A 25,401-nucleotide genomic window follows, 5' to 3' on the forward strand; every position below is an offset into this window, starting at 1 on the left:
GGAGCCGATAGATGTTATACATGGGGGTGCGACCTTCTGAGGCCGCACCCGCGAATTTCCCCTTGTTCAACTCCATCGCTGTATGAACATATCTTTTTAAACGAACATGCCCATTAAGGGTGATTGCATACGTCCTTGCTTGTACCTTTTGTACCTTATATCATCGCAGTTTACTTCAGTGTCGCACCGCTTGCTAACCAGTCGCTAGTCGCTGCCGCTACTAATTAATGTTGTGGTGCTTCATGGCGCGATAGCCTTGGCATGCCCGGGATCGCGATTGTTTGCCAATCGGGAAGCGAATGATCGATTTTAGCGACGACAACGGTCATGTCATCTTCAATCGCCCCATCTTGCTCACGCACCATTTTTTCTAGGAGGACGTCAGCCACCCCTTGCGGTTCCTGCGTTTTTATTTCGCCGATGGCACGCTTGAACCATTCCTCTTTATGGACTGTAACCTCTAACGCATCGTACACCCCGTCCGTCATCATGACGAGAACGTCCCCAGGCAATAGTTGCTCGTGTACAGTATCGACGTCAATATCTTGTAAAATACCGAGCGGAAGATTACTCGCCGTCACACATATGACTTCGTTCCCCCGTTTGATGAAACTCGGAGCTGAACCGATTTTGAGAAATGTCGTCCGCGCGGTATCTAAATCGATGAGTGCTAAGTCGATCGTCGCGAACATTTCGTCCGTTGAGCGTATTCCGAGGATCGCGTTTACCGTCTTGGCAGCGATGCGCTCCTCCATCCCCGATTGTAGCAACTGCCCGAGCAGTTTTAACGCTGCTTGGCTTTCCTCTCGCGCCCGCACCCCATTACCCATCCCGTCGCTTATCGCGACCGCATACTTGCCCGTTCCTAAGTTTGAATAACTGTAACTGTCCCCCGATAGCCAGCCACCCCCTTTGGCCGCTGCCGCGACGCCTGCCTGCACGTCGAAGTTTTGCGCCGATCCGAACGCCACCGTTTGTACGCCTTCTGTACGGTCACTAGCCCCTTCCCGCGTATACACGGTAATGTGCTCACCGATGACATCTGTTAACAGCGGGGCAATAACTTTACGGCTGCTGTCCAAATAGTCGTTTTCCGGTAACGTCACTTCTACCTCGACATTTCCCTCATCTAAACTGATGACGTCAATGCGATCGATGGCGAGCCCTAAGTCTTCTAGCGCCGTTTGTATTTGCTCCTCCTGTGCGGAAAGCACCTCTGTTTCCCGGCGAATTTCTCCCGCCCAGTTAAGCATCACTTGTGACATGCCGGACAACTGCTCAGCGACGATTTGCTGTGTCTCGCGCAAGCGCTCTTGCCAATATAAATCGTACTGATACGTATCGTATTGCTTCTTGATACGTGCCATTATCCGCTCGCTTCTAATACAGTGTGCATCCCATTCTTTCGGCACACGGATGTGACCTTTATTCCCTTCCAGTTCCACCAAAGCGATCAGATCGGTCAACCCAGTGTACGTCTGTACAAACTTCGGTCCCCAACATTCGTCGTACTTACGACATCGGCTGCACGCTGTGTCTGATAACGTATCGACAAACTGCTGTAAATACGCCTCATCTTGTTGCGGCCTATTGTATTTGTCCGAGAAGCTATGTGACAACTCAGTAAACACGTGTGAAAATTGTTCCACTTTTTTCGCCGTCAAATCGCGGACGCGGCGCGCATACTCGTGTTGGCTTTGCACGTTTTCCGTCGTGCCAGGTATATAGCGCGACAATGTGTGCGCGAACGTACTCGGCGTGAGTAAAAACAAGAGCACTGCGAGCGCCGACTCCTGGATCGTCGTCCACCATAACGTGTTCATACCGGCATATAACGCTAAAATGGACGTTCCGATGAAAAAGCCGACTGCGACACCCAACTTTTTCCCTTCGCGGAACAGACCGGAAAGTAACCCCGTAAAGGCGAGTAGACTAATTTCCCACATCGCTTGTTGGTTGGAAAGACTGAGGATCATTCCGATGACGACGCCGACTGTCGCTCCGAGCATCCCACCTCCTACGAGGGCGAAAAGAAGAATGAAGTAGCGGGAAAAAATGTGCTCGACCGATAACCCTCCGATTGTCCATCCCGTCATCCCGGTCATTACCGTCGCGAGCAAAATGACAAGGCTCACGATCTCCTCCGGCTTCATCGTAAATTGGCGCCGTTTGTTCGTAATGAGGGGAAGCGATTGGACAAAGATGAAGGTCAGCAGTACGCCGATCACGACTTCAATCGCCGCGAGCACACCGTCGTAAAATGTCCAGCCCGTAAACCCGAGACGCACACTCGCCGCGACGAGCAAGGTGCAAAATACGATTAACGGTACGTAGTTGACGCTTTTAAACTTGAACTGCTCCGTTCCTTTTTGCAACAGGAAAAACAACGCAAACAACGTCGTCAGCCACGCTAAGTGATTGCCGTCCACCGTACTCGCACCGATGAGGAGAAACACAACTACCGGAAGTAAGCGGTTCCGTTTTAAATAGTACACGACAGCTAAGAAGGGTAAGGCAAAAGGTGACACTTGATCTAAAATGACTGCCCGTCCGAGTAAGAAACTGATCGCGAGTAGCAAGAGGTCCCAGCGTTTCAGGGCGACAAAGGACATTTGACGTGCTGTTCCCCTTATTTTTGGCCACTTGATCAATTTTTTACCCGTGTTTACGACTTGTCGCCCGAGCGAGAATGATCGCATGTACGTCCATCTCCTTTGTTTTGGGTAAGTGGCTCTTATTATACAAGGGCGCATGAACATAATTTGTCAAAAAAACTGACAGCACAAACTTTTTTTCCGACAATGTTCGGGCAGGCCACTTTTCCGCCTTACAACGCAAAAAACTCAGTCCCTGGCACTGAGCTTCTTTACTTGCTACTGTTAAATTGTCCGTCGATTTTATGGAGGATAGGCTGTTTCTTGTCGACTACAGCGATATTCCGACAAATGGTTACACAATTTTAAATAAACATCTCGTTGCTTTACATCAAGTGAAAGTGTGCCTCAAAGTGGGTACATCGTCGCTTCAGCGACGAACGATGGAATGAGTTGGCGTTTTTTTTGCAGCTGAATCATGTGATGTAAAATGTGTAAGGCATACACTTGCTGTTTTCGTTTAAGTTCCCCTTTGTCGATGGAAGTGGCGAATTCATCAATGTCGAGCACATCGTAACTGCCATCGGGGTAAACGATCAGATCGAGCAGCAAATCGACCATCACGTAATGCATGTCGCTCAGGCGCTTCATTTCCATAATGTCACAGTAATAGTATATAAAATCGCCCTTCTTATTAAACACTTTGGAAATGGTATACCCTTGATCCACCATATAATACGTCAAAAAGATGCGTTTGCCGTCCGGGTTCGGGTATTGCGTAGCAAAGCAATTCGGACCGCGCCACGCGCGTACGAGTTCCGTATACGTTTTGTTTAGCGTTGTAAACTTAATTTTCTTGATCGTTACATCCACCGAATCCCCTCCTCTAGTAGACATTTTTTCCTTTTAGTCGCTCTTTAAACGAAACATGCCACGTAATTTGTTTTAAAACAGTGATAAAAAAAACGCCACGCGGCGTGTACAAAAATACCGATCCCCCCAAAAAATTGCGATGCGTGCATCTCGTCGGGAATCGGTTGTGTGGTGGCGGCAGGGAGAGTCGAACTCCCGACCTCACGGGTATGAACCGTACGCTCTAGCCAGCTGAGCTACACCGCCGTATTGAGCAAACTAAACACTGTGTGGCGTCCACGACTGTCGTGTCTTCCTGGTCGTCGTCGTGTCCGCCAATATTGTACAGCCGTATGTCAGCAATGCCGCTTAACCTCTACGGGCTCCGCGACCGCCTCGTTTGCCTTCTGTATGACGACGAAGTGATGTTAGACGATCCTCGCTATCTTTCATAAAGCGGCTTAATTTGTCTTCGAATGAACGATCTCGTCTCGGGCTCCGACGGTCAGTTTTTGGTGGTCGATCTTGCGCTTTGCGAATGGACAAGCCAATTTTACCGTTATCGTCGACGTTCATTACTTTGACAGTAACTGTATCGCCGACCGACAAGTGATCCTTGACGTCCTTTACGTATTGATCCGCGACTTCAGAAATGTGCACAAGCCCAGTTTTACCACCTGGCAGCTCCACAAATGCTCCGAAATGGGTGATCCCTGTCACCTTTCCTTCATATTTGCTGCCCACATCAATTGTCATGAACAAAAACGTCCTCCTTAAAAAGTGCGCAGGACCCGGATCCCACTTTCGCAGTGTTCGTTAAAACGCTTTAATGCCCACATTCTTTTTGTGCGACGTGCGTTCCAGATACCTTATTAATGCATAGTTGTACGGTTAATTATAACCGAGTTTAAAAAAAAGTCAACCGCCGGTTAAGGTGCATAGTCGAAGATTATCTCTCCTTCACCGCTCATATATAAATGTTTACGCGCATACTCAGCAATATACTGGGGATCTTTTAAAAGTTTCACTTCCTCTTGCAATTTTTCGTTGTGTTTTTTTGCCCGTTTTAGCTGTTCATGCGCCCCGACGAGTTCTTCCTGACTCTTCGCTAGATTCCCTTCAATCACAAACAACTGAATGGCGGCCCAGGCGAAAAAAACGACGCAGACCGACAGCCAGACTGTGAGCCGACGTTTCGCTCCTCCCGACCCGCGTTTCGGTTTTGCCAGCGGAACGTTTGCTGGCGGTGTCGCCTGTCTCTCGCGGCTCGGACGGTTACCTTTGTTACCTTTATGCCGGTCACTGTTCCCCCCGTTGTTATTCGCGATCGGGTCAAACCGTACGACGGAGGATTCTCTTTTTCTATTTTTTCTCATCGCTGTTCACTCCGATGCATCATTTTCTCCGTAATAAGACATTCTTCACCTGTTGCCATTTTCCTGCTAAAACCTGTAGTAGCTTTGCGGCAAACGTGATGCGCAGTAAAAACTTGACGATTGTCCAACAGAAAAGGGCAATGGACGTAAGAGGTATCCAAATGAGCACTCGCAACACATTGACAAACAGCCGCGTAAGTTGCTGTACGATTTGAATAACGACTAGCAACACCGCAATCGTCGTCCGACTGAACCACAAATAATACAAGCCGATTCCGAAGAACAACGTTAGCAACATATAAAAACGCAGGTCGCCCCAAGTGCTCCACAGGAGGACTCCGAAGATCCAACAGGCGGCAAGCACCCAATAACACAAATCGACGATCGCGACGACCCAACCAGTTATGCGCAACTTTCCCTTTAACACGCGATACAAGTCAAGGGCACTGCCTAAAAGGAGTCCCGATCCGAGCATGGCGGCGAGCGCCTGCCACTGGGGATACGCGTTCACCGAAACAACTTGCTAAAGAACCCTTTAGCTAGCTCCCGCGTCTGTGTGCCTTCGTCTAAGTACCCGATGTCGTACAGTGCACCTTCGATGGCCACCTTCCCTTGTTCGAGATTCAACGTCTTTATATGCAAATCTTTTCCACGAATTGCCAAGTAACCGCACTCTGTGTTTAGTAAAAACTCTTCACTGTCAAAACTTTCGACATTGACGACCCCGCTCACTTCGAGTGAATTGCGGTTGAGCATGACGATTTCGTGCGTCGTGCGATATTGCTGCTCCGCCATCATAGCATGTACCCCCTTTTGGTACATGATATGGACGGCTATTTCTGTTTAGAACAAACAAAAAGGAACTACCGCACACGCTCGTCGATAGTTCGCTATCACTCCGCTACTAACCCTTAACCCCAGCATCGCTCGAACGTTCCTCGGAAAGCAACGTATACATGTTCGCCGCTTCTTCTTTGCGAGACGTTTCCTGCAAATGTTCGATGCGAGCAGTTACTGTTTTTTGACCGAAACGAATCGTCAGTTCATCGCCGATGGCCACGTTAGCACTCGCTTTGGCCGGTTGACCGTTTATACTGACGCGCCTTTGGTCACACACTTCCTTCGCTAACGTACGGCGTTTAATGAGGCGGGATACTTTCAGAAATTTATCGAGGCGCATTATTTCAACGCTTCTTTTAATTTGTTTCCGGCGCGGAAGGCAGGTACCGTCATCTCCGGAATTTCGATCGGTTCACCCGTTTTCGGATTGCGCCCTGTACGCCCGGCGCGCGTGCGCGTCTCAAACGTGCCAAAACCGATCAATTGTACTTTTTCCCCCGCCTTTAACGTCTCACATATTTCGTCTAAAATCGTATTTAAGACGTTTTCCGCTTCTTTTTTTGTCATGCTGTTTTTACTGGCAATGCGGTTAATCAGCTCTTGCTTCGTCATCGTTTTCTCCTCCCAAAATTGACTACTGCTATAGTTATTCGCGCACTAGTGCCGAACTCCTGCTAGACACGGCAACTTTTTAGCACACTTGTCGTGTAGCCGCTCGATTTCGGAGCAACTAATCCATTATCGTTTACTGCTAATGCGCTGCTTCAGCTTTCTTTACAGTTTGCCACAAACGCTCCTGTTCGCTAGGTGAAAGCTCGCTAAAGGTGCGGCCTTCCTCTCGCGCAAGTTTAGTCATCGCGTCGTAGCGCGCAATGAATTTGTCGTTCGCCCGCCGTAGCGCAAGCTCAGGATCGACGTCTAAAAAGCGTGCCAAGTTAGCTGCGGCAAACAACAAGTCCCCTACTTCTAACTCTACCTCTTCTGGACTAGCTGTCAAACATTCTACGAGCTCTTCGCGCACTTTCTCCGCGACGGGGCGAATGTCGTTCCAGTCGAATCCGGTTTCGGCGGCCCGCTTTTGCAACGTTTCCGCCCGCGTGAGCGTCGGCAGTTCCCGCGGCAAGGAAACAGCAATACTACGCATCCCTTTGCTTTCTCTCTCTGTAGGGGTTCTACCGGGCCCAGCTGCTTCAGCGAAAGATCGCCCCTCTGTTTTCGTACGCTTTTCGCCTCGCTGTAGAGCTTCCATCTCTTTTTCCGCCTGCTTAATCACTTGCCAATTACGACGGACGTCAGCCACGTCAGCGGCGGACTCCCCTGCGAAGACGTGTGGATGACGGCGAATCATTTTCGCACTAATTGAGGCAACAACGTCATCGATCGCAAAGGTCTCCGCTTCGGCGGCAATTTGTGCGTGTAAGACGACCTGTAACAAGACGTCGCCGAGCTCGTCACACATTTTGTCCGCATCGCCTTCATGCACCGCCTCGAGAAATTCCGCCGTTTCCTCAAGTAAGTATTTGCGTAAGCTTTCGTGGGTTTGCTGCTGGTCCCACGGACATCCGTCCGGCCCACGCAACACGCTAATTATACGCACGAGGTCGCGGAAATCCCGCTCTATGTACACGTCGTCCGGCACGGGGGGAACAGCGACAACGCTGAGCGAACTGACGGGGAAGCCGTGATCGAGTTCGTACAGCGGCACGCGCTTAATGTGCTCTTGGCCGGCGATCCCGAGATTGTGGGCGACGATTACTGCTGTGTTGTCGGGGTACCGTTCCATTAACGTCAACTTCACGTCCGAGGCGGTTAACTGATCGTACACTTGGGCAATGACAGTAAAAAGGCGCGGATTGCACGCGTCTGCGGTAAGTGTCAGCGCATCTAGCAGTTGGAACCCGTCGATCGGGTCGACGTTAAGACGCGTGAAAATCGCCTCCAAAAAGCTGCGGCCCCCTTTTACCTCAACGGGGATCCCCGCGGTCTCCCCGCGTGCAATAAGCATCTGTGTCGTCTGTTCCGCTACCATCGGGTGTCCGGGGACGGCGTACACGATCTCGTCCACCTCTGCTGCAGCGAACAAACGCGCGACAATTTCCTCGTACACGTCGGCAAATTGCGCGTGCTGTTCATATGCGTCGTCGAACGCGGTAAAACGCAACCCTTCCCGCTCTAAGTACGCCACGACTGGATGCCGCGCCGTGCGCAAAAAGATGTGGGTTGCCTGTTGCAACGTCCGCCACACCTCTAGCGTCAAGTCACTTTCGTCGCCACTGCCGAGCCCGACAATTGTCAGCGAACCTTTCTCCCTCACCTGTATGACCTCCTGAAATTTCGCGATATGTGCCAGCGGCTGGATCCCCGTGACCTTACCTAAACAAACGAGAGTCCCCGAACGTCAGTTACATTCATCAAATAACTTCCGTCCATTACGAGACGCCCTTACTTCAATAACCGCAACCTCTCCAGTAGCGGAATCGCCCGGCGACCGAGTGACGGCACTGACTGTAAATCTTCGCGGCTAATCGCCCCTGAGCGGAACAAGGCGAGCGCGTACACAACAGCTCCGACGACGAGTGCCACGCACACGGTGCCGAGCATCGCGATCCTCTCGGAACTAATGAAACCGAGGAATAAAGCGCGCGACGCACGCATCGATGTGTACACCGCCACCGCCATTAGCGCCACCGGCAACAACGGCTTTATATAATCGCGCCACGCAATGCGCAAATGGACGTGTTTCACCAAAGACACGTAGTTTAAAAACGCGGCGAACGCATAAGCGATAACCGTGGCAATCGCCGCCCCCGTAATGCCGAGCGGCCCGATGAGCAGAAGGTTGAGAAGTACTTTCACTCCGACCCCGAGGAGCAAGTTGCGCGCTGGCAGTAATACGAGCCCTACCCCCTGCAAAATGCCAGCCGATGTCATATTCAACGTCGAAAATACGGTGGCAAAGGCGAGCACGGCGAGCGTCCCCGAACCGCTGTCGTTCGTATAAATCATAATGTTCGTCGGCACGATAATGACCGCTAAACCGACCGAAGCGGGCAACCCGAACATGTACGTGAGCCGCAAGGCTAAGTCAGAGCGGTGCTGCACGAGATCCAAACGGTTTTTCGCAACGGCTTCCGCAACCGCCGGGACGATCGACAGTGTCACCGCCGTAGCGAAGGAAACGGCAAATTGGATGAGCGAATCCCCGCGGTCATAAATACCTTTTAATTGGGCGGCGGACTCCTTACTCAACCCACCGGCTATTTCTAGCATATTGGCGACGGTAAACGAATCGGCTAAGCCAAACAGCGGTAAGACAAGTGCCCCTAAGCAAATCGGCAGCGCATAGTACAAAATGCGCTTCACAATTTTGAACGTGGACTCCTGTGCTGAGGGCATGTCAAACGTCGTCGCCGTTACGGCAATTTCCCGTTGCATTTGTTCGTTACGGTGCCAATAAATCAGTAAGGTGATTAATCCGGCGATCGCCCCAGTAACTGCACCGAACACAGCACCGGCACCGGCGTACACGACGCCCATGCCGCTAGCCATAAACCAATACGCCAGTGTGACGATCGTAATGACGCGCACAATTTGCTCCACCACTTGCGACATCGCTGTCGGCACCATGTTTTGATGCCCTTGGAAATAGCCGCGAATGACAGACATGACGGGAACGATGAGCAGCGCAAAGGACACACTCTTTATCGGCAGCGTCAACAATTCGGCATTCCCCATCCACGCCGCAATGCGCGGCGCGCCGAAAAAGAGGACACAAAAAAATAATACGCCTGTCCCGCTTAGAACGACGGCTGAGACGCGGAACACGCGCTTCGCCCCGAACGGATCCCCGAGCGTCAACCGTTCGGAAACGATTTTGGATACAGCGATATTAAAACCGGCTGTCGCCAGGACGAGAATTGTTGAATATAGAGGGTACACCTGTTGATAGATGAACAACCCGGTGTCGCCGGTAATGTTTTGATACGGTACTTTATATATTAATCCGAGAAATCGCGTAAAAAAAGCGGCAGCTGCCAAAATAGCAGCACCTTTGACGAATGACTGTGCTTTCATGCTGCTCCTCCCTTTAACGGAACGCGTTACAAGCCAAACCATTATACCACATTGCGACATCCATGAAAAAAGCAGGCCAAAATAAACCTGCTACAAAACAGACATTTTTGTCGCCAATACATTTACTCCCGTCATTTACACCCGTACGAAAACAGGGACAACGTTTTTACAATCTTACAATCTGTTTCCATAAAGGGCAGTTATTGTTCCATTTGTTTCCCCAAAAATCCGGCTGCCGTTTCCGCTGTTTTCATCTCCAAATCCCCCATACTGCCTTCTTTACTGAGCATGACGACGGCGCCGATTGGGTCGCCGCCAGCAATAATCGGTGCGGCGACGTACGATTGCACTTTGTCTGGAACATCGCGTACAATTTCTACATCGACAGCATTTTTTTCAATTGATGTCCGCCTGCCCTCCATCGCGTCCTCAATGATACGGCCGATCGGTTTATCCAAATACTCTTTTTTCGACGCACCGGCTACGGCGATGTACGTGTCGCGGTCACAAATTAAGGTGACGTGTTGCAAGCTTTCAAACAGCGATTCGGCGTACTCGCGAGCAAAATCCCCCAGCTCTCCGATCGGGGAATATTTTTTTAAAATGACTTCACCGTCACGATCGACAAATATTTCCAGCGGATCCCCTTCGCGAATGCGCAACGTGCGGCGAATTTCTTTCGGGATGACGACTCGCCCCAAATCGTCGATGCGCCGTACAATACCTGTTGCTTTCATGTAGATAATGCCTCGCTTTCTGTATGTTGATCACCTTTGATCACCTTGGAAATGTAACCATAGTATTCAACCGACCCCGGCATAATATGCGTTTCCCCATCCGATCAAAAAAAAAACCTAGGCCTCGGGACGGCCTAGGTTTATGCACATGTCATGTGCTCTGTTTACGATTTTTTCGCGTCCTTCTTCTTCGCGTCCTTCTTACCGACTTGATCGACCTTCAAATCTTTCTGCACGTAGTTGCGGTAATGCTCGTCTGCCAGTTCCCGCTTCACGAGCTGCTTGGCCTCGTCGGCCTTCAACGTTTGACGCTCCAATACTTCAATGATGTGGTACCCGAATTGCGTCTTCACCGGCTCGCTAACGGTCTTTAGTTTCAAGTCGCGCGCTGCCTTAGCAAAGTCTTGATCTAAGTTCCCGGCGAGTGGCGTGAGTTCATCTCCGAGCGAACCACCCGTTTCTTTGGATCCGGGGTCGTCCGAATACTCTTTCGCCAGTTTGGCGAAGTCGCCGCCTTTGTCAAGCTTTTGCTTCACTTCTTCGACCCGTTTCTTTGCCTTTTTGTCGTCTCGCTTTTCGTTCACTTGAACTAAAATGTGGCGTATTTTCGCACTGTACAGACGTAAGTCTTTATCTTCTTTCCATTTATCGTAACCGGCGTTGACGTCTTTGTCAGCCAGTTGTTTACTTAAGTGTTCATCTAATTTAATGCTGTTTAAAATAAACGCGTGCAAATCTTTTTCCGTGAAGCCCTTTTCCTTCAAAAACGCTTCGTAGTCTTGTGGCTTGTCCTTTTTATCCTTGTTATCGCCCTCTTGTTTTACCGACTCCTCGAAAAACTTGCGTTGGTTGTCAATCGCTTTGTCCGCTTCGTCGGTCATTTTTTTCGTTACTTTCACTTGTTCGGCAATCGATTTTTGCGCGGCGAATTCCTGCAGCAGTTGCTCCTGCATTTCCGGTTGGTCCTTAAACATCATGACTTGTTGATTGAGCGAGGCCAAAATGTTAATGAAACGGTTCAGCTCCCCTTCGGTCACTTCCCCTTTCGTCAGCCCTTCGTACTTAGCAATTACCTTTTTACTCTTCGTGTCGAGCGGTCCGGCTTGCTGTTCAACTTTTTCTTCCTTCTTCTTGTCCTTTGCTTTCTCCTTCTTGTCCGCTTTTTGATCGCCACAGCCGACAGAGACGAGGCTGACAAGGGCGAGAATAGCGACCAACCATATGAAACGCCGTTTAGTTCGCGGCATGCTGCACCTCTCCTTTCGCGTTTGCCAACGACTCACATTGTATCAAAAAACGTTCTAACATTGCTAGCCTTTCCTCCGCCTTCAACCCTTTTAATTTAAATTCACAGCGAATATCTTTACCCGGTATGAGGCGAATGCGATTTTTATAAAGCTGCGCTAACTTTATCAGCTTGCGTCCCTCGATATTTGTAGCCTGGAATTTCATGTTTACTTGCTCGCCTTTTTGCTTAATAACAGTAATATCACAAGCTTTGGCATACATTTTTAGACGCGATAAATAAAGTAAGTGGTGTACCGGTTGCGGTGGTTCGCCGAAGCGGTCAACCATTTCTTCCTCAATTTCTTTGACGTCGTCTAGCGTGTCAATCCCGCGGACGCGCTTGTAAAACTCTACTTTTTGCCTTTCGTCGGCGATGTAGTCTTGCGGAATATACGCGTCGATCTTCAATTCCACGTCTGGATCCACTTTTTCTTGCGGCGCTTCGCCCTTTAAGTCTTCGATCGCGTCTTTCAACATTTGACTATACAAGTCAAAGCCGACCGAAGCGATATGTCCGTGCTGCTCTGCACCGAGTAAGTTGCCGGCACCGCGAATGGACAAATCGCGCATCGCAATTTTAAAGCCAGAACCGAGTTCAGTAAACTCGCGGATCGCCCCGAGCCGCTTTTCGGCTTCTTCGGACAACACTTTGCCGTGCTGATACGTGAAGTAGGCGTACGCAATGCGGCTCGAACGGCCGACGCGCCCCCGCAACTGGTACAGTTGTGACAAGCCCATCGCGTCTGCGTTATAAATGATGAGTGTGTTCACGTTCGGAATGTCGACGCCGGTTTCAATAATCGACGTACTCACTAACACGTCGTATTCCCCGTCGAGGAAGTCGAGCATCACCCGTTCCAGTTCCAGTTCCGACATTTGCCCGTGGGCGACGGCGATGCGGGCATCGGGGACGAGAGCGGATATTTGGTCGGCCATCGTCTGAATGTTGCTGACGCGGTTGTACAAGAAGTACACTTGTCCGCCGCGTGCCAGCTCCCGCTCAATCGCTTCGCGTACGAGCGTCGGACTGTATTCGACGACGTACGTCTGTACCGGAAAACGGTTTTCTGGCGGCGTCTCGATGAGCGACAAGTCGCGCACGCCTAACATCGACATGTGCAGCGTCCGCGGAATCGGCGTCGCCGTTAACGTCATCGCGTCGACGTTGTGCCGCAGTTTTTTTATTTTTTCTTTGTGCTTCACTCCGAAACGCTGCTCTTCGTCGACGACGAGCAGTCCTAAATCTCGGAACTCAACGTCTTTCGACAGTAAGCGGTGCGTGCCGATGACGATGTCAACCGTGCCGTTTTTTAGTCCTTTAATCGTTTCCCGCTGCTCTTTGCGCGTGCGAAAGCGACTGAGTACTTGAATATTGATCGGAAAGTCGGCGAACCGCTCGCGAAACGTCTCGTAATGCTGCTGTGCTAAAATCGTCGTCGGGACGAGTACGGCTGTTTGCTTGCCGTCCATGACCGCTTTAAAAGCGGCGCGAATCGCTACTTCGGTCTTGCCGTAACCGACGTCGCCGCAGACGAGACGATCCATCGGCACAGCAGATTCCATATCTTTATACACTTCGTCGATCGCCCGCTGTTGGTCCGGCGTCTCCTCGTACGCGAACAACGCTTCAAATTCGCGCACGTACGGCACTTCGGCCGGAAATTGATGACCTTTCGTCGCTTGCCGCTTGGCGTACAGTTTGATCAGGTCGTTCGCGATGTCTTCCACCGACGATTTGACCTTGTTTTTCACTTTACTCCATTCGCTACCGCCCAAGCTGTACACTTTCGGCGTCTTTTCTTCACTGCCGACGTATTTTTGTATGAGGTCGATTTGTTCGACTGGTACGTACAGCGTGTCGTTGCCCGCATAGCGAACATTTAAATAGTCTTTATGCAAACCAGCCACTTGCAGCGTTTCTATGCCTAAATATTTACCGATCCCGTGGTTAACGTGGACAACGTAGTCGCCCGGTTTTAAATCTTGGTAATGTTTAATTCGCTCCGTATTACTCATTTTGGCGACGCGGCGCGCACGGCGCTGCTTCTGAGTAAACACTTCACCCTCAGTGACGACGACGAGACGGATGCTCGGCAGCTCGAACCCGTTGTGCAAGTGCCCGATTAACACACTCGGACGCGGTGGAACCGTGTGGATACGGTGTTCAAGGATGTCGACGTCCATCTTGTAATCGCCGAGGACGCGTGCTAACCGTTCTGCCCGCTCGCGGTTCGACGCGAGAAAGACGACGCGGTGATTCGTCTTTTGCCAGCGGTCCCACTCTGTCTTCAGCACGTGCATTTGCCCGTGAAACTGCTGCATCGCCCGCGTCAACACGTTGACGATATTTTGCGGATTCGTGTTCGGCACCTGCCGCACAAACATCGTCAAATGAATTTTCGGCTGTTTTAACTCGGTTAATAACTGTTCGTAGCGCAAGGACATTTCGAGGTCGGGTAGCAATTTCCCCTGTTTTAATAACGTCGTCTCCCATTCGGCTTCCTCGTGTTCCAACTGTTTCGCCGTTTCTTGTATGCGCGCGGGATCGTCAAATAGGAGTACCGTATCTTGCGGCATGTACGTCGTCAAATTTGCACTGTCCTCATACAACAGTGACATATATTTATACAGTTCTCGATCGGCGACCCCTTGCTTCATCCGTTCGATTTCGGCGCCGATTGCCTCTAGTAATTCTTCTTGCAATTTCGGATCTTTCACCCGACGGAGACGCTCGTCAAGTCGTTTTTGTAACTGTTCACTCCCTTGATACAGCGTGTCTGCTGTGGCGAACAACTCGCGCGCCGGTGGGAGCGTCACGCGCTCTCGGCGTTCCTGCGACCGCTGGCTATCGACATCAAATTCGCGAATCGTATCGATTTCGTCGTCAAACCATTCGATGCGCAGCGGCCGCGCAAACGAGGGGGGAAACACGTCGACGATGCCACCCCGTACACTGAACTCCCCGCCATGTTCCACTTTGTCAACGCGTTCGTAACCGGTCGCAACGAGCCGCGCGGAAAGGTCGTCGATCGTAACGATCTCCGCCTCGGCGAGCGTCACGTGCGCGTCGCGGAAGACGCGAGCCGGAATAAATTTTTTGCGCAGCCCGACGTAAGGCACGACGAGGATGCCGCGAAAGCCGCGGCTGAGGGCACTGAGGACGCCGATCCGTTCACCGCCATTCGCCTGTTCACTCATGGCCATCTCGGCGGCGATCAGTTCGTTGGCCGGATACAACAAGACGTCGTCTTCGGATAAGAACTCTAACAAGTCCTCGACAAGTCGCTGCGCCTGATTTAAATTGTGCGTGATGAACACGATCGGCCGCCGCAGTTCTCGATACACGGCTGCCGCGTACAACGCGCGCGCCGAACCGCCGAGCCCGGCGACGAGTTGTTCGCTAAGGCCGTTCGCTACGCCTTGCACCGTCGATTGCACGTCCTTATCTTCGGCGAAACGAGTAATTAGTGCATCCAAGGGCGATCCTCCTTTCTGTTTCTCCTAATCTATAAACTTAACACACGCATGTTTAAAAGGTTGCTCACGCGTTAACAATCTACAGGTTACTTTCACCTAAATAAGCTTGCGTCCACCCCAATTGGCATAGGCATACGCCGTTGCCACCGTTAACCGTGCGTGGCAACGTTTAAGTACGCATAGCAAAAAGAGGCCCTGGCGTCCAGGCCTAGGCCTTATTCCCACAGTTTATTGTAACAAATTGGTTGGAGCCAGTTCAGGGTGTTTCTCGACAGCTTCTTTACAGTAGTCACAAATCACGTGAACAGTCATATTTCCAACCGGATCATACGTTATTATATCTTTACGTTCGGAAGCGGTCAAGGCGTGAAGGCCTAGCTGCTCCTCGCTGATCGCGGTAACGTCAAGCGCGCCGAGTGATGTTTTGCAATAGCGGCAAATATAGTGGATTGCCATCATGTATATGCCTCCTGTAACGGCTATATCACTCGTAGTATCGCCTGAAAGGCGACCGTTTTATACAGGAAGGCCGCCTTTTTACTGGTGTGTCATTTTTTTGCGTTAAATTTGTTCATCGCCTGTAAAAAATTCGCTTGCAGCCAGAAGTCGACAGCTGCAGCAGCATCCTCGACAGCTGTAGCGACGACATCCTGTTCCTCTTTAGCGAAGGTCGACAACACGTAGTCGGCCGTCGCCATAAACGGTGCGGGGCGCCCGATGCCGATACGGATGCGTTTGAACTGATCGGTTCCGAGGTGTTGCACGATTGAACGCATCCCGTTGTGCCCGCCAGCACTCCCTTTTAAACGTAAACGGATTTTACCGGGCGGCAAATCGAGGTCGTCGTAAACGACGACTAAATCTTCCGCGGTAAGGCCGTAAAAGTCGAGCGCTGGACGTACCGCTTCACCAGACAAATTCATGTACGTCTGCGGCATGAGCAGGACGACTTTCTCTCCGTGCACACGGCCTTCGCCGCAGAAGGCATGCCATTTTTTCTTCGTTACGGGGATACCCCATCGATCGCTTAACTGATCGATAACGAAAAATCCGACATTGTGCCGCGTCCCTGCGTATTTTCTGCCAGGGTTGCCCAAGCCGACAATTAGCTTCACTCGCTACACACTCCTATAAAACATCCTTAAGATGATTTTATCATAAAAAAACACCCCTTCGCAGCTGGGGAACGCAAAGGAGTGTAAATGAGCAATCCTTTATTCCGGTGAACCGTCGTCCGTCGTGTTTTCTACTAGTTTCGGAGCTTCGGGAGCATCTGCATCGTCCGCATCTTCCGCGTCCTCCATTACTGGTGCAACGACACTAATGACGACTTCTTCCGGATTCGTCAACACTTCGACACCTTCGGGAATTTCTAGCTGGGCGACATTAATACTGTCGCCGATGCTGAGGTCATCTATCGAACAAGTGATCACGTCAGGACGTGCATCAGGTAAGGTACGCACTTCTAAGGCGCGCAAACCGTGCTGCAACACCCCGCCGTCTTTGACACCGCGCGCTTCCCCGACGAGCTCGATGACGACTTCACTATCTACCGGTTCGTCCATGCGAATCGTTTGAAAGTCGAGATGCGTGAGCGTGCGTTTGAGTGGATCTTTTTGCACCTCACTCACCATCACTTTGTAAGCCTGTCCACCGGCAACTTCCAAATCGAGGATTGCAAAATCCCCTTCGTCGCGTAAAACTTTATCCATTTCCATCGCATCGACAGCGATTGCCGCCCCGTTCGTATCTTTCCCGTAGACGATCGCTGGAACTTTACCCGCCTTGCGCAATTTCCTTAATACTGATTTTGGTTTGGTCTCACGCGTTTCGGCGCGAATCACAACAGCCATAGTTTGTATGCCTCCTCATCATAATACTATACCCACCGGGTTGAAAAGGCAAACAGTAGCGCTTAATCAAACAGTTTGCTCACCGACATCTCTTCGTGCACGCGAATAATCGCCTCACCGATCAGCGGTGCGACGGACAGTGTATGAACATTGTCCAACTGCTTGTGCGCCGGTAGCGGGATCGTGTTCGTAATGACGAGTTCGCGAATGCGGGAGTTTTTCAGCCGCTCGATCGCCGGACCCGATAAGACGGAATGCGTGCCGCAGGCGTACACATCGAGCGCCCCGTGGTCGATTAACGCGTTCGCCGCGAGCGTCATCGTCCCCGCCGTGTCAATAATGTCGTCGATAATAATTGCCGTTCGTCCCCGGACGTCTCCGACGATGTTCATCACTTCCGCCACGTTCGGCTGCGGACGTCGTTTGTCGATAATCGCCAGTGGTGCTTTTAAATGATCGGCCAGGCGGCGCGCCCGCGTCACCCCGCCGTGGTCGGGCGAAACGACGACGACGTCCTGTAGTTGTTTGTTGCGGAAGTATTCGGCGAGGATCGGCACGCCGAGTAATTGATCGACCGGAATGTCAAAGAACCCTTGAATTTGTGTCGCGTGTAAATCCATCGTAATCATCCGGTCAGCGCCGGCCGTCTCGATGAGGTTAGCGACTAACTTCGCGGTAATCGGATCGCGAGCGCGCGCTTTCCGATCTTGCCGTGCGTACCCGTAGTACGGAATGACGACGTTAATCGTTTTCGCCGACGCACGTTTCAGGGCATCGACCATGACGAGTAACTCCATGAGGTGTTGGTTGACCGGTGCACACGTCGATTGAATGACGTACACGTCCCCGCCCCGCACACTCTCGTTCACAGTGACCCGCGTCTCTCCGTCACTAAACGCGGTAACTGACCCGTCACCTAAAGATACCCCGATGTGATCGGCTATTTCTTGAGCAAGCTGTTGATTCGAATTGCAACTAAACAGTTTCAATTTCGGATAGTGACACTCAGTCATTACTATTATTCCCCCGCATTTTTTCACTTAGTTTACGCACTTTTTCGCTTAGTTTTCTCGCATACTCTGTTTTCGTCGTTTGGCGCTCGCGGGCGATAGCAAACGCATCGTCCGGGACGTCGGCGGTAATCGTCGAGCCTGCGGCAACGTAAGCACCGTCCCCGATGTGCACTGGAGCAATGACATTCGCATTACACCCGATAAACGCACGATCGCCGACGACCGTACGCCATTTGTTTTGCCCGTCGTAGTTGACGGTGATCGCGCCGCAGCCGACATTCACCCCTTGCCCGATCTCGGCGTCGCCGACGTAGCTTAGATGAGGTATTTTCGTATCGGCACCGACGACGGCATTTTTCACTTCGACAAAGTCACCGATTTTAACGCGCGGACCGATGTCGCTTTGTGGTCGTACGTAGGCGTACGGACCGACTGTCGCCTCCTCAGCGACAACACTTTCGACAAGCGTCGCGTTTTCGATCGTTACGCGGTCGGCAATACGGCAGTCCCTTATATCGGCCTGGGGGCCGATCACACAGTCTTCGCCAATGACCGTCTGCCCGCGCAAAACCGTTCCCGGATAGATGACTGTGTCCATCCCGATGGCGACATCTGCTTCGATATATGTGTTCGCCGGGTCGATGACGGTCACGCCGTTTGCCATGTGCTCCCTTAAGGTACGCGCTCTAAAAATAGCTTCTGCTTCCGCTAGTTGCACGCGGTTGTTAATGCCGACTGTCTCGCTCGCGTCGTCGACACAAAAGGCGCTAATGGACTGCCCTTCGCTTCGTAACACTTGCAGCACGTCGGGCAAATAGTATTCGCCTTGCGCATTGTCGTTATCTACTTGTTTTAAGGCCGCGAACAAGTGGGCGTTGTCGAAGCAAAACGTCCCTGTATTAATTTCTTTTATACTCCGCTCTTTCGTCGTTGCGTCTTTATGTTCTACGACGCGCTCGACATCGCCGTTCGCCGCGCGGCACACGCGGCCGTAACCTGAAGAATCGTCTACAATCGCAGTAAGCATCGACGCTGCGGCACCGCTTGCCGCAAAACGTTGTAAAAATGCGCGATAGGTCTCTACCGTAATGAGCGGGTTATCCCCGTTAATCACGAGTGTAGTCCCCGCTTTCCCTTCCAACAGAGACGCCGTTTGCATAACGGCATGTGCCGTACCTAGTTGCTTTTGTTGCACGGCGTAACGGACGCGGTTCCCCAAATAAGCTTGCACAGCTTCCGCGCCGCAGCCGACGACGGCAACGATGTCCTCTACACCCAATTGTGCCAATGTGTCGACAATATGTGCCACCATCGGCTTCCCGCCGATTTGGTGTAGCACTTTATGGGTTTTGGACTTCATCCGCGTCCCTTTTCCGGCAGCCAATATAACGGCGTACGTGTGTGACACTCGCCATCCGCCCCCTCTTTTTTTTTCATAATGACTATATCCTAACTCGTTCCCCTTTGCAACAAGGCCCTTTTTCCACCTGCGCAAAATAGGCGGTACATAAAAAAACCCTCCGCTCTAGTGAAACCTTTGCGAAGGGGTGTAAAAAGATGAGTAAATACAGATCATTGCCTTCCGCTATTCACGCGTCGTTATTCGCTCGTCGTAACCGCTACTTCTAAGTTTGCTGTTTCGCTAGACTCTACCGCTGCCGCTTGTTCATATTCAGCGAGCACGGCGGTTTGAATCTTGCCGCGCGTCTCGGAACAAATCGGATGCGCGATGTCCCGAAACTGACCATCCGGCGTTCGCTTGCTCGGCATGGCAACGAACAACCCGTTGTTGCCGTCAATGACGCGGATATCGTGTACGACAAATTCGTTGTCAATCGTAATCGAGGCAATCGCTTTCATCCTTCCACTCGTCTTAACGCGGCGCAATCTGACATCGGTGACTTGCACGTTAATTCCACCATCCTTTTTCTGTTGTTAGCAATGTTGCTACATGATGTATTCAACAAAGATGGTGAAAATCCTGCAAATATATGCCAAAAACTTTTCTTTTTTTGTTGTTATGTTAGCCTTTTTATGTGAGCGCGACGATGAGCTCGATTTCGATGTCTACGCCTTTCGGTAATGCTGCAACTTGCACACACGAGCGAGCCGGTGCATGTCCTTGAAAAAAGTCACCGTACAACTCGTTCACACGTGCGAAATTGGTCAAGTCAGTTAAAAAAACGGTCGCTTTCACGACTTGCTGAACGGTTGCACCCGCTTCATCGAGCACCGCCTGCAAGTTTTGTAACACTTGTTTCGTCTGTACCTCAATGTCGCCAGTAACTCGTTCACCGTCTTTCGTCAGTGGGATTTGCCCCGAGGTGAACAAGAAGTTCCCACATTTCACCGCTTGGGAATACGGACCAATCGCTGCCGGTGCTTGTTCTGTCGCAATAAATTCCATCGTTTGTTTCCTCCCTTGGTTATTGAGTTCGTGTCATTTAGTTCCTTGCATGCGTAAGTGTAAAGTGTCTCCCCAACAGTAGTGTTGCTTATTCGGAAAAATAATTTCCGCGCACGACAGTCACACAGTGTTTCTCCGGGTCGACTTCGGTTAAGGTAGCTAAGGAGACGACTCCGTCCACGAGGCGCTCTTCCGCTAACAAGTCGACAAAGATGCCGACGCCGACGACTTCTGCGCGAAATTCGGCCAACAAGTCTTTAATTCCCCGTACCGTTCCACCTGCTTTCATAAAATCGTCAATGACGAGGACACGAGAACCTTCCGGAAGGTTCCGCCGCGCGAGGGACATCGTTTGGATGCGCTTGGAAGAACCAGAGACGTAATTAATGCTGACAGCTGATCCTTCGATTACACGGCTATCTCTACGAGCAATGACGACGGGCACGTCGAGATAATGCGCTGTAGCGTAGGCGAGTGGGATCCCTTTGGTTGCAACGGTCAGTACGGCGTCGATCGGTTGAGTAAAATGAGAAGCGAACATCAATCCCAAACAGTTTACGGTTGCCGGCTGACCGAGAATATCGGACATGTACAAATACCCGCCCGGTAAGATCCGTTCGGCTTGGGCCAGTTGGTCGCATATGGCGTCGATTGTCGCCGCTGCCGCTTCGCGGGAAATAGTCGGGATATAGTGAACCCCACCTGCCGCCCCCGCGATCGTTTGCAACTCGCCGTAACCGTCTTCTTGAAACACTTCTTGAATAATTGCCAAATCCTCACTCAAGGACGACTTTGCCGCCCCGTATTGCTCAGCAAACCGCGAAAGGGATATTACTTGTCGCGGACTAGCCAGCAACTGGCGGGTCATGCCGACTAGACGCGCACTTCGCTTTCTTTTCTTCATCATATCCTCCACAGAACCGAATGTTATGGAGTTAATATATCATTTTTGTACGCCTTCCCGCAACATACGCACTGCATACACGTCGTTACAAAAGCCGCGTAACGCGTTAACGACGCGGTTAACACGCGTGTCCTGGTTCAGCAGAGCAAAAACTGTCGGTCCGCTTCCCGACATAAGCGCCATATCGACACCAAACCTCAGCAAACAATTTTTGTACGCTTTAACTTCGGGGTGTTGTGCCATCGTCACACTTTCGAGGACGTTACACGAAAACTTGCACATCGCCTCGTAATTTTGTTCGCGCAGCGCCTGAACCATTAGTGGCGTGCGGGGGTGGTCGCGGATGTCCTCAACCTGCAGCGTTTGGAAGACTTCTTTCGTCGAGACACTTATCGGAGGCTTAGCGAGTACGACCCAACAAGGCGGCGGTGGGGGTAGTTGCTGCAATTTTTCGCCCCTGCCTCGTGCGAGCGCTGTTCCGCCATAAAGGCAAAACGGCACGTCCGAACCAATTTCCGCACCGATTACCGCAAGCTCGTCCAGCGTCAACCCGAGGTGCCACAAGCGATTTAAACCGCGCAGTGTCGCTGCAGCGTCACTACTACCGCCAGCGAGGCCAGCCGCAATCGGAATTTTCTTTTGGATATAGATCGATACGCCTTGCGAAATGCCGTAGCGTTCTTTTAGTCGAGCCGCAGCCAAATAGGCTAAATTCCGCTCATCGGAAGGAAGTACACCTGATGAACTGGCAACATGGATGGCCGAATGTGCCGTTTCACACAAATCGATCCGGTCGGCGAGGTCGATCGTCGTCATAACCATTTCCAGTTCGTGAAAACCGTCACTCCGCTTGTTGAGTACGTCTAAACTGAGGTTGATTTTTGCCGGCGCCTTTTCTGATATCATCTGCCTGCCCTCCTCATACCCGCTCATTTTATCATTTATTGCGGGATTAGTGGAAGGAAAAAAGCTAAGGGGGGACCCCCTTAGCTCGTGTCCCACAACCTTACTCCTCGCGCGCGGCTAACCTTTCTTCGGCGAGTTGGATCGCGCGCTTGACCATATTTCCGGCGTCGCGCGTCGTAATCCCACCCCAACCTTCGCGTTGTACGACATCGTAAAATCCGAGGTCCTTCGCCAATTCTTCTTTAAACGCTGCGGACATAATCGATCGCCGTGCCATGTTGTAGCCCCCTTGGACGATGGTGATGAGACACCGTTAGTGTATGCAACGCGCGCTGTTTTTAAAGACCTGAAAAAAATAGAACACGGTAACCGTGTTCTATTGTGTAACATATTGTATTTTGACTTTTCCTTCGTTGCGATAGACGGTTAGTTCTACTGTCTCGGTGAGGATATCGGCATAGCTGTAGGAAACACGATCAAACGCATGCAGGTCTTTGTCCAACTTTACAATAAAAACTGACGGGTACGTTTCTTCCAACACTCCCGTCCGCTCAACCGTTTTACGACGACCGCCGTTCACAATGAGTTTAATTTTTTCTCCAATGTGACGGTCCAAGTTACTTTTGATCTCCTGTAACGCATTTTTCGCCACGGACATAACCACCTCACTTGCTAAATATTTTAACACTTATTCGGTAGTATGTCAAATGAAATAGTAAATTATAGCAGTGCCGCGAGGTAGTTGTCAATGGTAAAATTGTAATTCCCATTTTTACAAATCGGAGACAAGCGTTAACGATTTTATTTCGTAAAACGATCGGCGACCGCACTGGCACCGTATGCGTCCGGTTTAATTTTGACTGTGTAGCCGACCGCTGTCACCCAGCCGACCACTTCTTGAATTAATTTGCGCGATTCGCCTCTTTGTCCGACGTCCAAATGAATTTCTAGTGGTAAATCCAGGAGTTCTTCAAGAAATCCTTTCTCTTTTAGATGTTGCATTAAATCTAAACTGTATTCCGTTTCACGGTAAATGCGGTAACGCAGGTTGTGTAGCGGCTGCGACCGCATTTTACGCGTGTAGAAGCGCGCCCCTTTACCGATCCGGTGGACAATGACGGCTGTGACGAACAACGTCTGTTGCTGGGTCGTTTGCGAGTCAGTACCGATCACAATTTTGTAATGCGCATTTTCGTCTTCAGCCATAAACGATTGAATGTCGCGAATCATTTCTTCTAGCGTTATTTGGCCTTTGCGCGGATGCATAAAATCCAAGGCGGTTTCCCTCCTCGAAGGCGAGGTTTGCGAACCGTTAACTTATGTCGTCGAGAGCGTTGCTAATACGGGCAAATTCGGCTTGTGACAGCGTCTCTGCCCGCCGCTGTGGATCGATGTCTAAACCAGTTAGCCATTCGTTAACTTGCGCTTTACTCCAGTCTGGGAGTAAATGTGTTTTTATATTATTCGCCAGCGTTTTGCGTCGCTCGCGAAAGCCACTCTGCACGACCGAAAAAAATGTTTCCTCCGACTGTACGGCAACTAGCGCCGTCTGATGCGGTTCGAGACAGACGACAGCCGAATCGACTTTTGGACGGGGAATAAACACGTGTGCCGGTACGCGAGCGACTGTCTTTACGGAGGCGTAATACTGCACCGCGACGGAGAGCATGCCGTAGTCTTTACCCCCTGGCTGGGCCGCCATCCGCTCGGCCACTTCTTTTTGCGTCATAAAGACGAGTCGCTCGAATGGCACCCCTGCCGCTAGCACGTGCATAATGACCGCTGATGTAATGTAATAAGGCAAGTTAGCGACGACGACATATTTTTGCATACCGACTAAGCGCGTATGTATTAAGTGTGCAACATCTAGCGCTAAAATATCCCCGTGCACGATTTGTACGTTCGCTGTGTCGGCGAAATTCTCTTGTAGGACGGGAACGAGGCGCCGATCGATTTCGACGGCTAGCACAGCACCCGCCGCTGCCGATAGCCGCTCCGTGAGTGCCCCAACCCCAGGACCGACTTCAAGCACGCCTGTTTGTCGATCGAGCGCCGCCGCGGCGATCATTTTGTCGAGAACGTGTGGATCGGTTAAAAAGTTTTGCCCGAGCGATTTCTTCGGTTGTAAGGCGTGATCTCGTAACAGTTGACCCGTGCGTGCCGTAATCGGCCGTTCTCTTTCCATTGAATGCCTCCGTTTATGGCGTTTATTACAAGTTTAGCACAAAATTGTCGCCATATTGTTAAGGTAGCTTAAATAAACGTTTCGCGTTCGACGTCGTCTCTAATGCGAGCTGTTCCAAGCTGATCCCGCGCACTTCTGCCATTTTTTGCGCTACGTAATAGACGTAACCCGTTTCGTTCCGCCGACCGCGTCGCGGTTCTGGAGCCAAGTACGGACAGTCGGTCTCGACGAGCAAGCGGTCGTACGGCACTTGACGAGCGATGTCACGCACGTCGTCCGCTTTTTTGAACGTGAGCGGACCGCCTAAACCGATGTAAAAACCTAAGTCGAGTGCAGCGCGAGCGATTTTCCAGTCACCGCCGAAACAGTGCATCACCCCACCGACGTCAGCGGCTCCCTCTTCTTTTAAGATCGCCACGACGTCTCGGTACGATTCGCGAGCGTGGATGATAATCGGCAGGTGAAGTTTTTTTGCGAGCGCAATTTGCCGTCGGAAGACGTCTTTTTGCACATCGTGCGGCGAATGGTTGCGGTAGTAGTCTAAGCCCATCTCGCCGAGTGCGACGACCTTCTCGTGCGCGGCGAGCTGTTCGATCCACACTAAATCTTCGTCCTGCATCGTTTGTGCGTCGTGCGGATGCCACCCGATCGCCGCATAAATAAAGTCGTACGCCTCCGCGAGCGCAAGAGTCGGCGGGATCGTCTCGCGGTTGTAGCCGACGTTGATCATGTGGGACACGTGAAATTCGCTCCGCGCACGGTGAATCACTTCGTCGCCGTCTTCATCGAACTGTGAATCGTTTAAATGGGTGTGCGTATCAATCAATTGCATGTTACAAATACTCCCCCTTCCTCCGCCTATTTATCTTCGCCAATTCATGGACTGTTTCACTAGC

General features: G+C 51.2%; 26 protein-coding genes, 1 tRNA gene and 1 pseudogene. All 28 read right to left on the minus strand.

Annotated elements, in window-relative coordinates; all coding sequences use genetic code 11:
• Nucleotides 1-224 precede the first annotated feature (224 nt).
• Complete coding sequence (gene spoIIE / locus BN1247_RS14695; protein WP_054951040.1) at nt 225-2,699, minus strand: stage II sporulation protein E; 2,475 nt, start codon at nt 2,697-2,699, stop codon at nt 225-227.
• 303 nt (nt 2,700-3,002) lie between these two features.
• A complete protein-coding gene (locus tag BN1247_RS14700; RefSeq protein ID WP_054951041.1) occupies nt 3,003-3,467 on the minus strand; it encodes a ribonuclease FAU-1 family protein in 465 nt (154 codons plus the stop codon).
• A gap of 169 nt (nt 3,468-3,636) precedes the next feature.
• Nucleotides 3,637-3,713, minus strand: a tRNA-Met gene (locus BN1247_RS14705).
• 102 nt (nt 3,714-3,815) lie between these two features.
• Complete coding sequence (locus BN1247_RS14710; protein WP_054951042.1) at nt 3,816-4,202, minus strand: S1 domain-containing RNA-binding protein; 387 nt, start codon at nt 4,200-4,202, stop codon at nt 3,816-3,818.
• A gap of 173 nt (nt 4,203-4,375) precedes the next feature.
• Nucleotides 4,376-4,822, minus strand: a complete 447-nt coding sequence (locus BN1247_RS14715) for an FtsB family cell division protein (protein ID WP_054951043.1) — start codon at nt 4,820-4,822, stop codon at nt 4,376-4,378.
• Nucleotides 4,823-4,841: 19 nt separating this feature from the next.
• Nucleotides 4,842-5,333, minus strand: a complete 492-nt coding sequence (yabQ, locus tag BN1247_RS14720; RefSeq protein ID WP_054951044.1) for a spore cortex biosynthesis protein YabQ — start codon at nt 5,331-5,333, stop codon at nt 4,842-4,844.
• Nucleotides 5,330-5,617, minus strand: coding sequence for a sporulation protein YabP (gene yabP, locus BN1247_RS14725; RefSeq protein ID WP_054951681.1), 288 nt, complete (start codon nt 5,615-5,617; stop codon nt 5,330-5,332). The genes yabQ and yabP overlap by 4 nt, the downstream gene beginning before the upstream one ends.
• A 109-nt stretch (nt 5,618-5,726) precedes the next feature.
• A complete protein-coding gene (locus tag BN1247_RS14730; RefSeq protein WP_054951045.1) occupies nt 5,727-6,002 on the minus strand; it encodes an RNA-binding S4 domain-containing protein in 276 nt (91 codons plus the stop codon).
• Nucleotides 6,002-6,280 (minus strand): annotated as a pseudogene (locus BN1247_RS14735) (HU family DNA-binding protein); the annotation flags it as partial. The pseudogene BN1247_RS14735 and the gene BN1247_RS14730, both read right to left, overlap by 1 nt.
• A gap of 133 nt (nt 6,281-6,413) precedes the next feature.
• Nucleotides 6,414-7,976, minus strand: coding sequence for a nucleoside triphosphate pyrophosphohydrolase (mazG, locus tag BN1247_RS14740; RefSeq protein ID WP_054951047.1), 1,563 nt, complete (start codon nt 7,974-7,976; stop codon nt 6,414-6,416).
• A gap of 128 nt (nt 7,977-8,104) precedes the next feature.
• Nucleotides 8,105-9,736: a putative polysaccharide biosynthesis protein gene (locus BN1247_RS14745; RefSeq protein WP_054951048.1), complete on the minus strand. Its 1,632-nt coding sequence runs from the start codon at nt 9,734-9,736 to the stop codon at nt 8,105-8,107.
• 200 nt (nt 9,737-9,936) lie between these two features.
• On the minus strand, nt 9,937-10,473 hold the full coding sequence (gene spoVT, locus BN1247_RS14750) for a stage V sporulation protein T (RefSeq protein ID WP_054951049.1): 537 nt from the start codon (nt 10,471-10,473) through the stop codon (nt 9,937-9,939).
• Nucleotides 10,474-10,637: 164 nt separating this feature from the next.
• Nucleotides 10,638-11,720, minus strand: coding sequence for a peptidylprolyl isomerase (locus BN1247_RS14755; RefSeq protein ID WP_054951050.1), 1,083 nt, complete (start codon nt 11,718-11,720; stop codon nt 10,638-10,640).
• On the minus strand, nt 11,707-15,237 hold the full coding sequence (mfd, locus tag BN1247_RS14760; protein WP_054951051.1) for a transcription-repair coupling factor: 3,531 nt from the start codon (nt 15,235-15,237) through the stop codon (nt 11,707-11,709). The genes BN1247_RS14755 and mfd overlap by 14 nt, the downstream gene beginning before the upstream one ends.
• A 228-nt stretch (nt 15,238-15,465) precedes the next feature.
• Nucleotides 15,466-15,693 carry an anti-sigma-F factor Fin family protein gene (locus tag BN1247_RS14765; protein ID WP_054951682.1) on the minus strand — a complete coding sequence of 76 codons (228 nt, stop codon included), beginning with the start codon at nt 15,691-15,693 and terminating at the stop codon, nt 15,466-15,468.
• Nucleotides 15,694-15,785: 92 nt separating this feature from the next.
• Nucleotides 15,786-16,352 carry an aminoacyl-tRNA hydrolase gene (pth, locus tag BN1247_RS14770; protein ID WP_054951052.1) on the minus strand — a complete coding sequence of 189 codons (567 nt, stop codon included), beginning with the start codon at nt 16,350-16,352 and terminating at the stop codon, nt 15,786-15,788.
• Nucleotides 16,353-16,451: 99 nt separating this feature from the next.
• Nucleotides 16,452-17,090, minus strand: a complete 639-nt coding sequence (locus BN1247_RS14775; RefSeq protein WP_054951053.1) for a 50S ribosomal protein L25/general stress protein Ctc — start codon at nt 17,088-17,090, stop codon at nt 16,452-16,454.
• 62 nt (nt 17,091-17,152) lie between these two features.
• Entirely contained in the window at nt 17,153-18,103 is a 951-nt protein-coding gene (locus BN1247_RS14780) for a ribose-phosphate diphosphokinase (RefSeq protein WP_054951054.1), read from the minus strand.
• The gene (gene glmU, locus BN1247_RS14785) at nt 18,096-19,511 is read right to left on the minus strand and encodes a bifunctional UDP-N-acetylglucosamine diphosphorylase/glucosamine-1-phosphate N-acetyltransferase GlmU (RefSeq protein ID WP_054951055.1); all 1,416 of its coding nucleotides are present in this window, start codon (nt 19,509-19,511) and stop codon (nt 18,096-18,098) included. The genes BN1247_RS14780 and glmU overlap by 8 nt, the downstream gene beginning before the upstream one ends.
• 191 nt (nt 19,512-19,702) lie before the next feature.
• Nucleotides 19,703-20,011 carry a septation regulator SpoVG gene (gene spoVG, locus BN1247_RS14790; protein ID WP_054951056.1) on the minus strand — a complete coding sequence of 103 codons (309 nt, stop codon included), beginning with the start codon at nt 20,009-20,011 and terminating at the stop codon, nt 19,703-19,705.
• Between the two features lie 124 nt (nt 20,012-20,135).
• Nucleotides 20,136-20,510: a RidA family protein gene (locus BN1247_RS14795; RefSeq protein WP_054951057.1), complete on the minus strand. Its 375-nt coding sequence runs from the start codon at nt 20,508-20,510 to the stop codon at nt 20,136-20,138.
• An 88-nt stretch (nt 20,511-20,598) separates the two neighbouring features.
• Nucleotides 20,599-21,414 (minus strand): pur operon repressor, encoded by an 816-nt coding sequence (gene purR / locus BN1247_RS14800; RefSeq protein WP_054951058.1) that lies wholly within the window; start codon nt 21,412-21,414, stop codon nt 20,599-20,601.
• A 39-nt stretch (nt 21,415-21,453) separates the two neighbouring features.
• The gene (gene ispE, locus BN1247_RS14805) at nt 21,454-22,320 is read right to left on the minus strand and encodes a 4-(cytidine 5'-diphospho)-2-C-methyl-D-erythritol kinase (protein WP_054951059.1); all 867 of its coding nucleotides are present in this window, start codon (nt 22,318-22,320) and stop codon (nt 21,454-21,456) included.
• 100 nt (nt 22,321-22,420) lie between these two features.
• Nucleotides 22,421-22,597, minus strand: a complete 177-nt coding sequence (locus tag BN1247_RS14810; RefSeq protein ID WP_054951060.1) for a small, acid-soluble spore protein, alpha/beta type — start codon at nt 22,595-22,597, stop codon at nt 22,421-22,423.
• Nucleotides 22,598-22,696: 99 nt separating this feature from the next.
• Nucleotides 22,697-22,972, minus strand: a complete 276-nt coding sequence (veg, locus tag BN1247_RS14815) for a biofilm formation stimulator Veg (protein ID WP_054951061.1) — start codon at nt 22,970-22,972, stop codon at nt 22,697-22,699.
• A gap of 149 nt (nt 22,973-23,121) precedes the next feature.
• Complete coding sequence (locus BN1247_RS14820; RefSeq protein ID WP_315969690.1) at nt 23,122-23,586, minus strand: ribonuclease H-like YkuK family protein; 465 nt, start codon at nt 23,584-23,586, stop codon at nt 23,122-23,124.
• A 46-nt stretch (nt 23,587-23,632) separates the two neighbouring features.
• Nucleotides 23,633-24,505 carry a 16S rRNA (adenine(1518)-N(6)/adenine(1519)-N(6))-dimethyltransferase RsmA gene (gene rsmA, locus BN1247_RS14825; RefSeq protein WP_054951063.1) on the minus strand — a complete coding sequence of 291 codons (873 nt, stop codon included), beginning with the start codon at nt 24,503-24,505 and terminating at the stop codon, nt 23,633-23,635.
• Nucleotides 24,506-24,563: 58 nt separating this feature from the next.
• On the minus strand, nt 24,564-25,337 hold the full coding sequence (locus BN1247_RS14830) for a TatD family hydrolase (RefSeq protein WP_054951064.1): 774 nt from the start codon (nt 25,335-25,337) through the stop codon (nt 24,564-24,566).
• Nucleotides 25,338-25,401: the final 64 nt, after the last annotated feature.

Origin of the sequence: Numidum massiliense (assembly GCF_001375555.1) — a bacterium.
GTDB lineage: Bacteria > Bacillota > Bacilli > Thermoactinomycetales > Novibacillaceae > Numidum > Numidum massiliense.

What these genes read in the sequence shown, in the direction of transcription:
- BN1247_RS14780 (WP_054951054.1), bottom strand. Translation starts at nt 18,103, where the DNA reads ATGACTGAGTGTCACTATCCGAAATTGAAACTGTTTAGTTGCAATTCG.
- BN1247_RS14765 (WP_054951682.1), bottom strand. Translation starts at nt 15,693, where the DNA reads ATGGCAATCCACTATATTTGCCGCTATTGCAAAACATCACTCGGCGCG.
- BN1247_RS14755 (WP_054951050.1), bottom strand. Translation starts at nt 11,720, where the DNA reads ATGCCGCGAACTAAACGGCGTTTCATATGGTTGGTCGCTATTCTCGCC.
- spoVT (WP_054951049.1), bottom strand. Translation starts at nt 10,473, where the DNA reads ATGAAAGCAACAGGTATTGTACGGCGCATCGACGATTTGGGGCGAGTC.
- BN1247_RS14775 (WP_054951053.1), bottom strand. Translation starts at nt 17,090, where the DNA reads ATGGCTGTTGTGATTCGCGCCGAAACGCGTGAGACCAAACCAAAATCA.
- BN1247_RS14715 (WP_054951043.1), bottom strand. Translation starts at nt 4,822, where the DNA reads ATGAGAAAAAATAGAAAAAGAGAATCCTCCGTCGTACGGTTTGACCCG.
- BN1247_RS14820 (WP_315969690.1), bottom strand. Translation starts at nt 23,586, where the DNA reads ATGCATCCGCGCAAAGGCCAAATAACGCTAGAAGAAATGATTCGCGAC.
- yabP (WP_054951681.1), bottom strand. Translation starts at nt 5,617, where the DNA reads ATGGCGGAGCAGCAATATCGCACGACGCACGAAATCGTCATGCTCAAC.
- rsmA (WP_054951063.1), bottom strand. Translation starts at nt 24,505, where the DNA reads ATGGAAAGAGAACGGCCGATTACGGCACGCACGGGTCAACTGTTACGA.
- BN1247_RS14730 (WP_054951045.1), bottom strand. Translation starts at nt 6,002, where the DNA reads ATGCGCCTCGATAAATTTCTGAAAGTATCCCGCCTCATTAAACGCCGT.
- BN1247_RS14710 (WP_054951042.1), bottom strand. Translation starts at nt 4,202, where the DNA reads ATGACAATTGATGTGGGCAGCAAATATGAAGGAAAGGTGACAGGGATC.
- BN1247_RS14745 (WP_054951048.1), bottom strand. Translation starts at nt 9,736, where the DNA reads ATGAAAGCACAGTCATTCGTCAAAGGTGCTGCTATTTTGGCAGCTGCC.
- spoIIE (WP_054951040.1), bottom strand. Translation starts at nt 2,699, where the DNA reads ATGCGATCATTCTCGCTCGGGCGACAAGTCGTAAACACGGGTAAAAAA.
- purR (WP_054951058.1), bottom strand. Translation starts at nt 21,414, where the DNA reads ATGAAGAAAAGAAAGCGAAGTGCGCGTCTAGTCGGCATGACCCGCCAG.
- BN1247_RS14810 (WP_054951060.1), bottom strand. Translation starts at nt 22,597, where the DNA reads ATGGCACGGCGATCGATTATGTCCGCAGCGTTTAAAGAAGAATTGGCG.
- BN1247_RS14795 (WP_054951057.1), bottom strand. Translation starts at nt 20,510, where the DNA reads ATGGAATTTATTGCGACAGAACAAGCACCGGCAGCGATTGGTCCGTAT.
- ispE (WP_054951059.1), bottom strand. Translation starts at nt 22,320, where the DNA reads ATGATATCAGAAAAGGCGCCGGCAAAAATCAACCTCAGTTTAGACGTA.
- BN1247_RS14830 (WP_054951064.1), bottom strand. Translation starts at nt 25,337, where the DNA reads ATGCAATTGATTGATACGCACACCCATTTAAACGATTCACAGTTCGAT.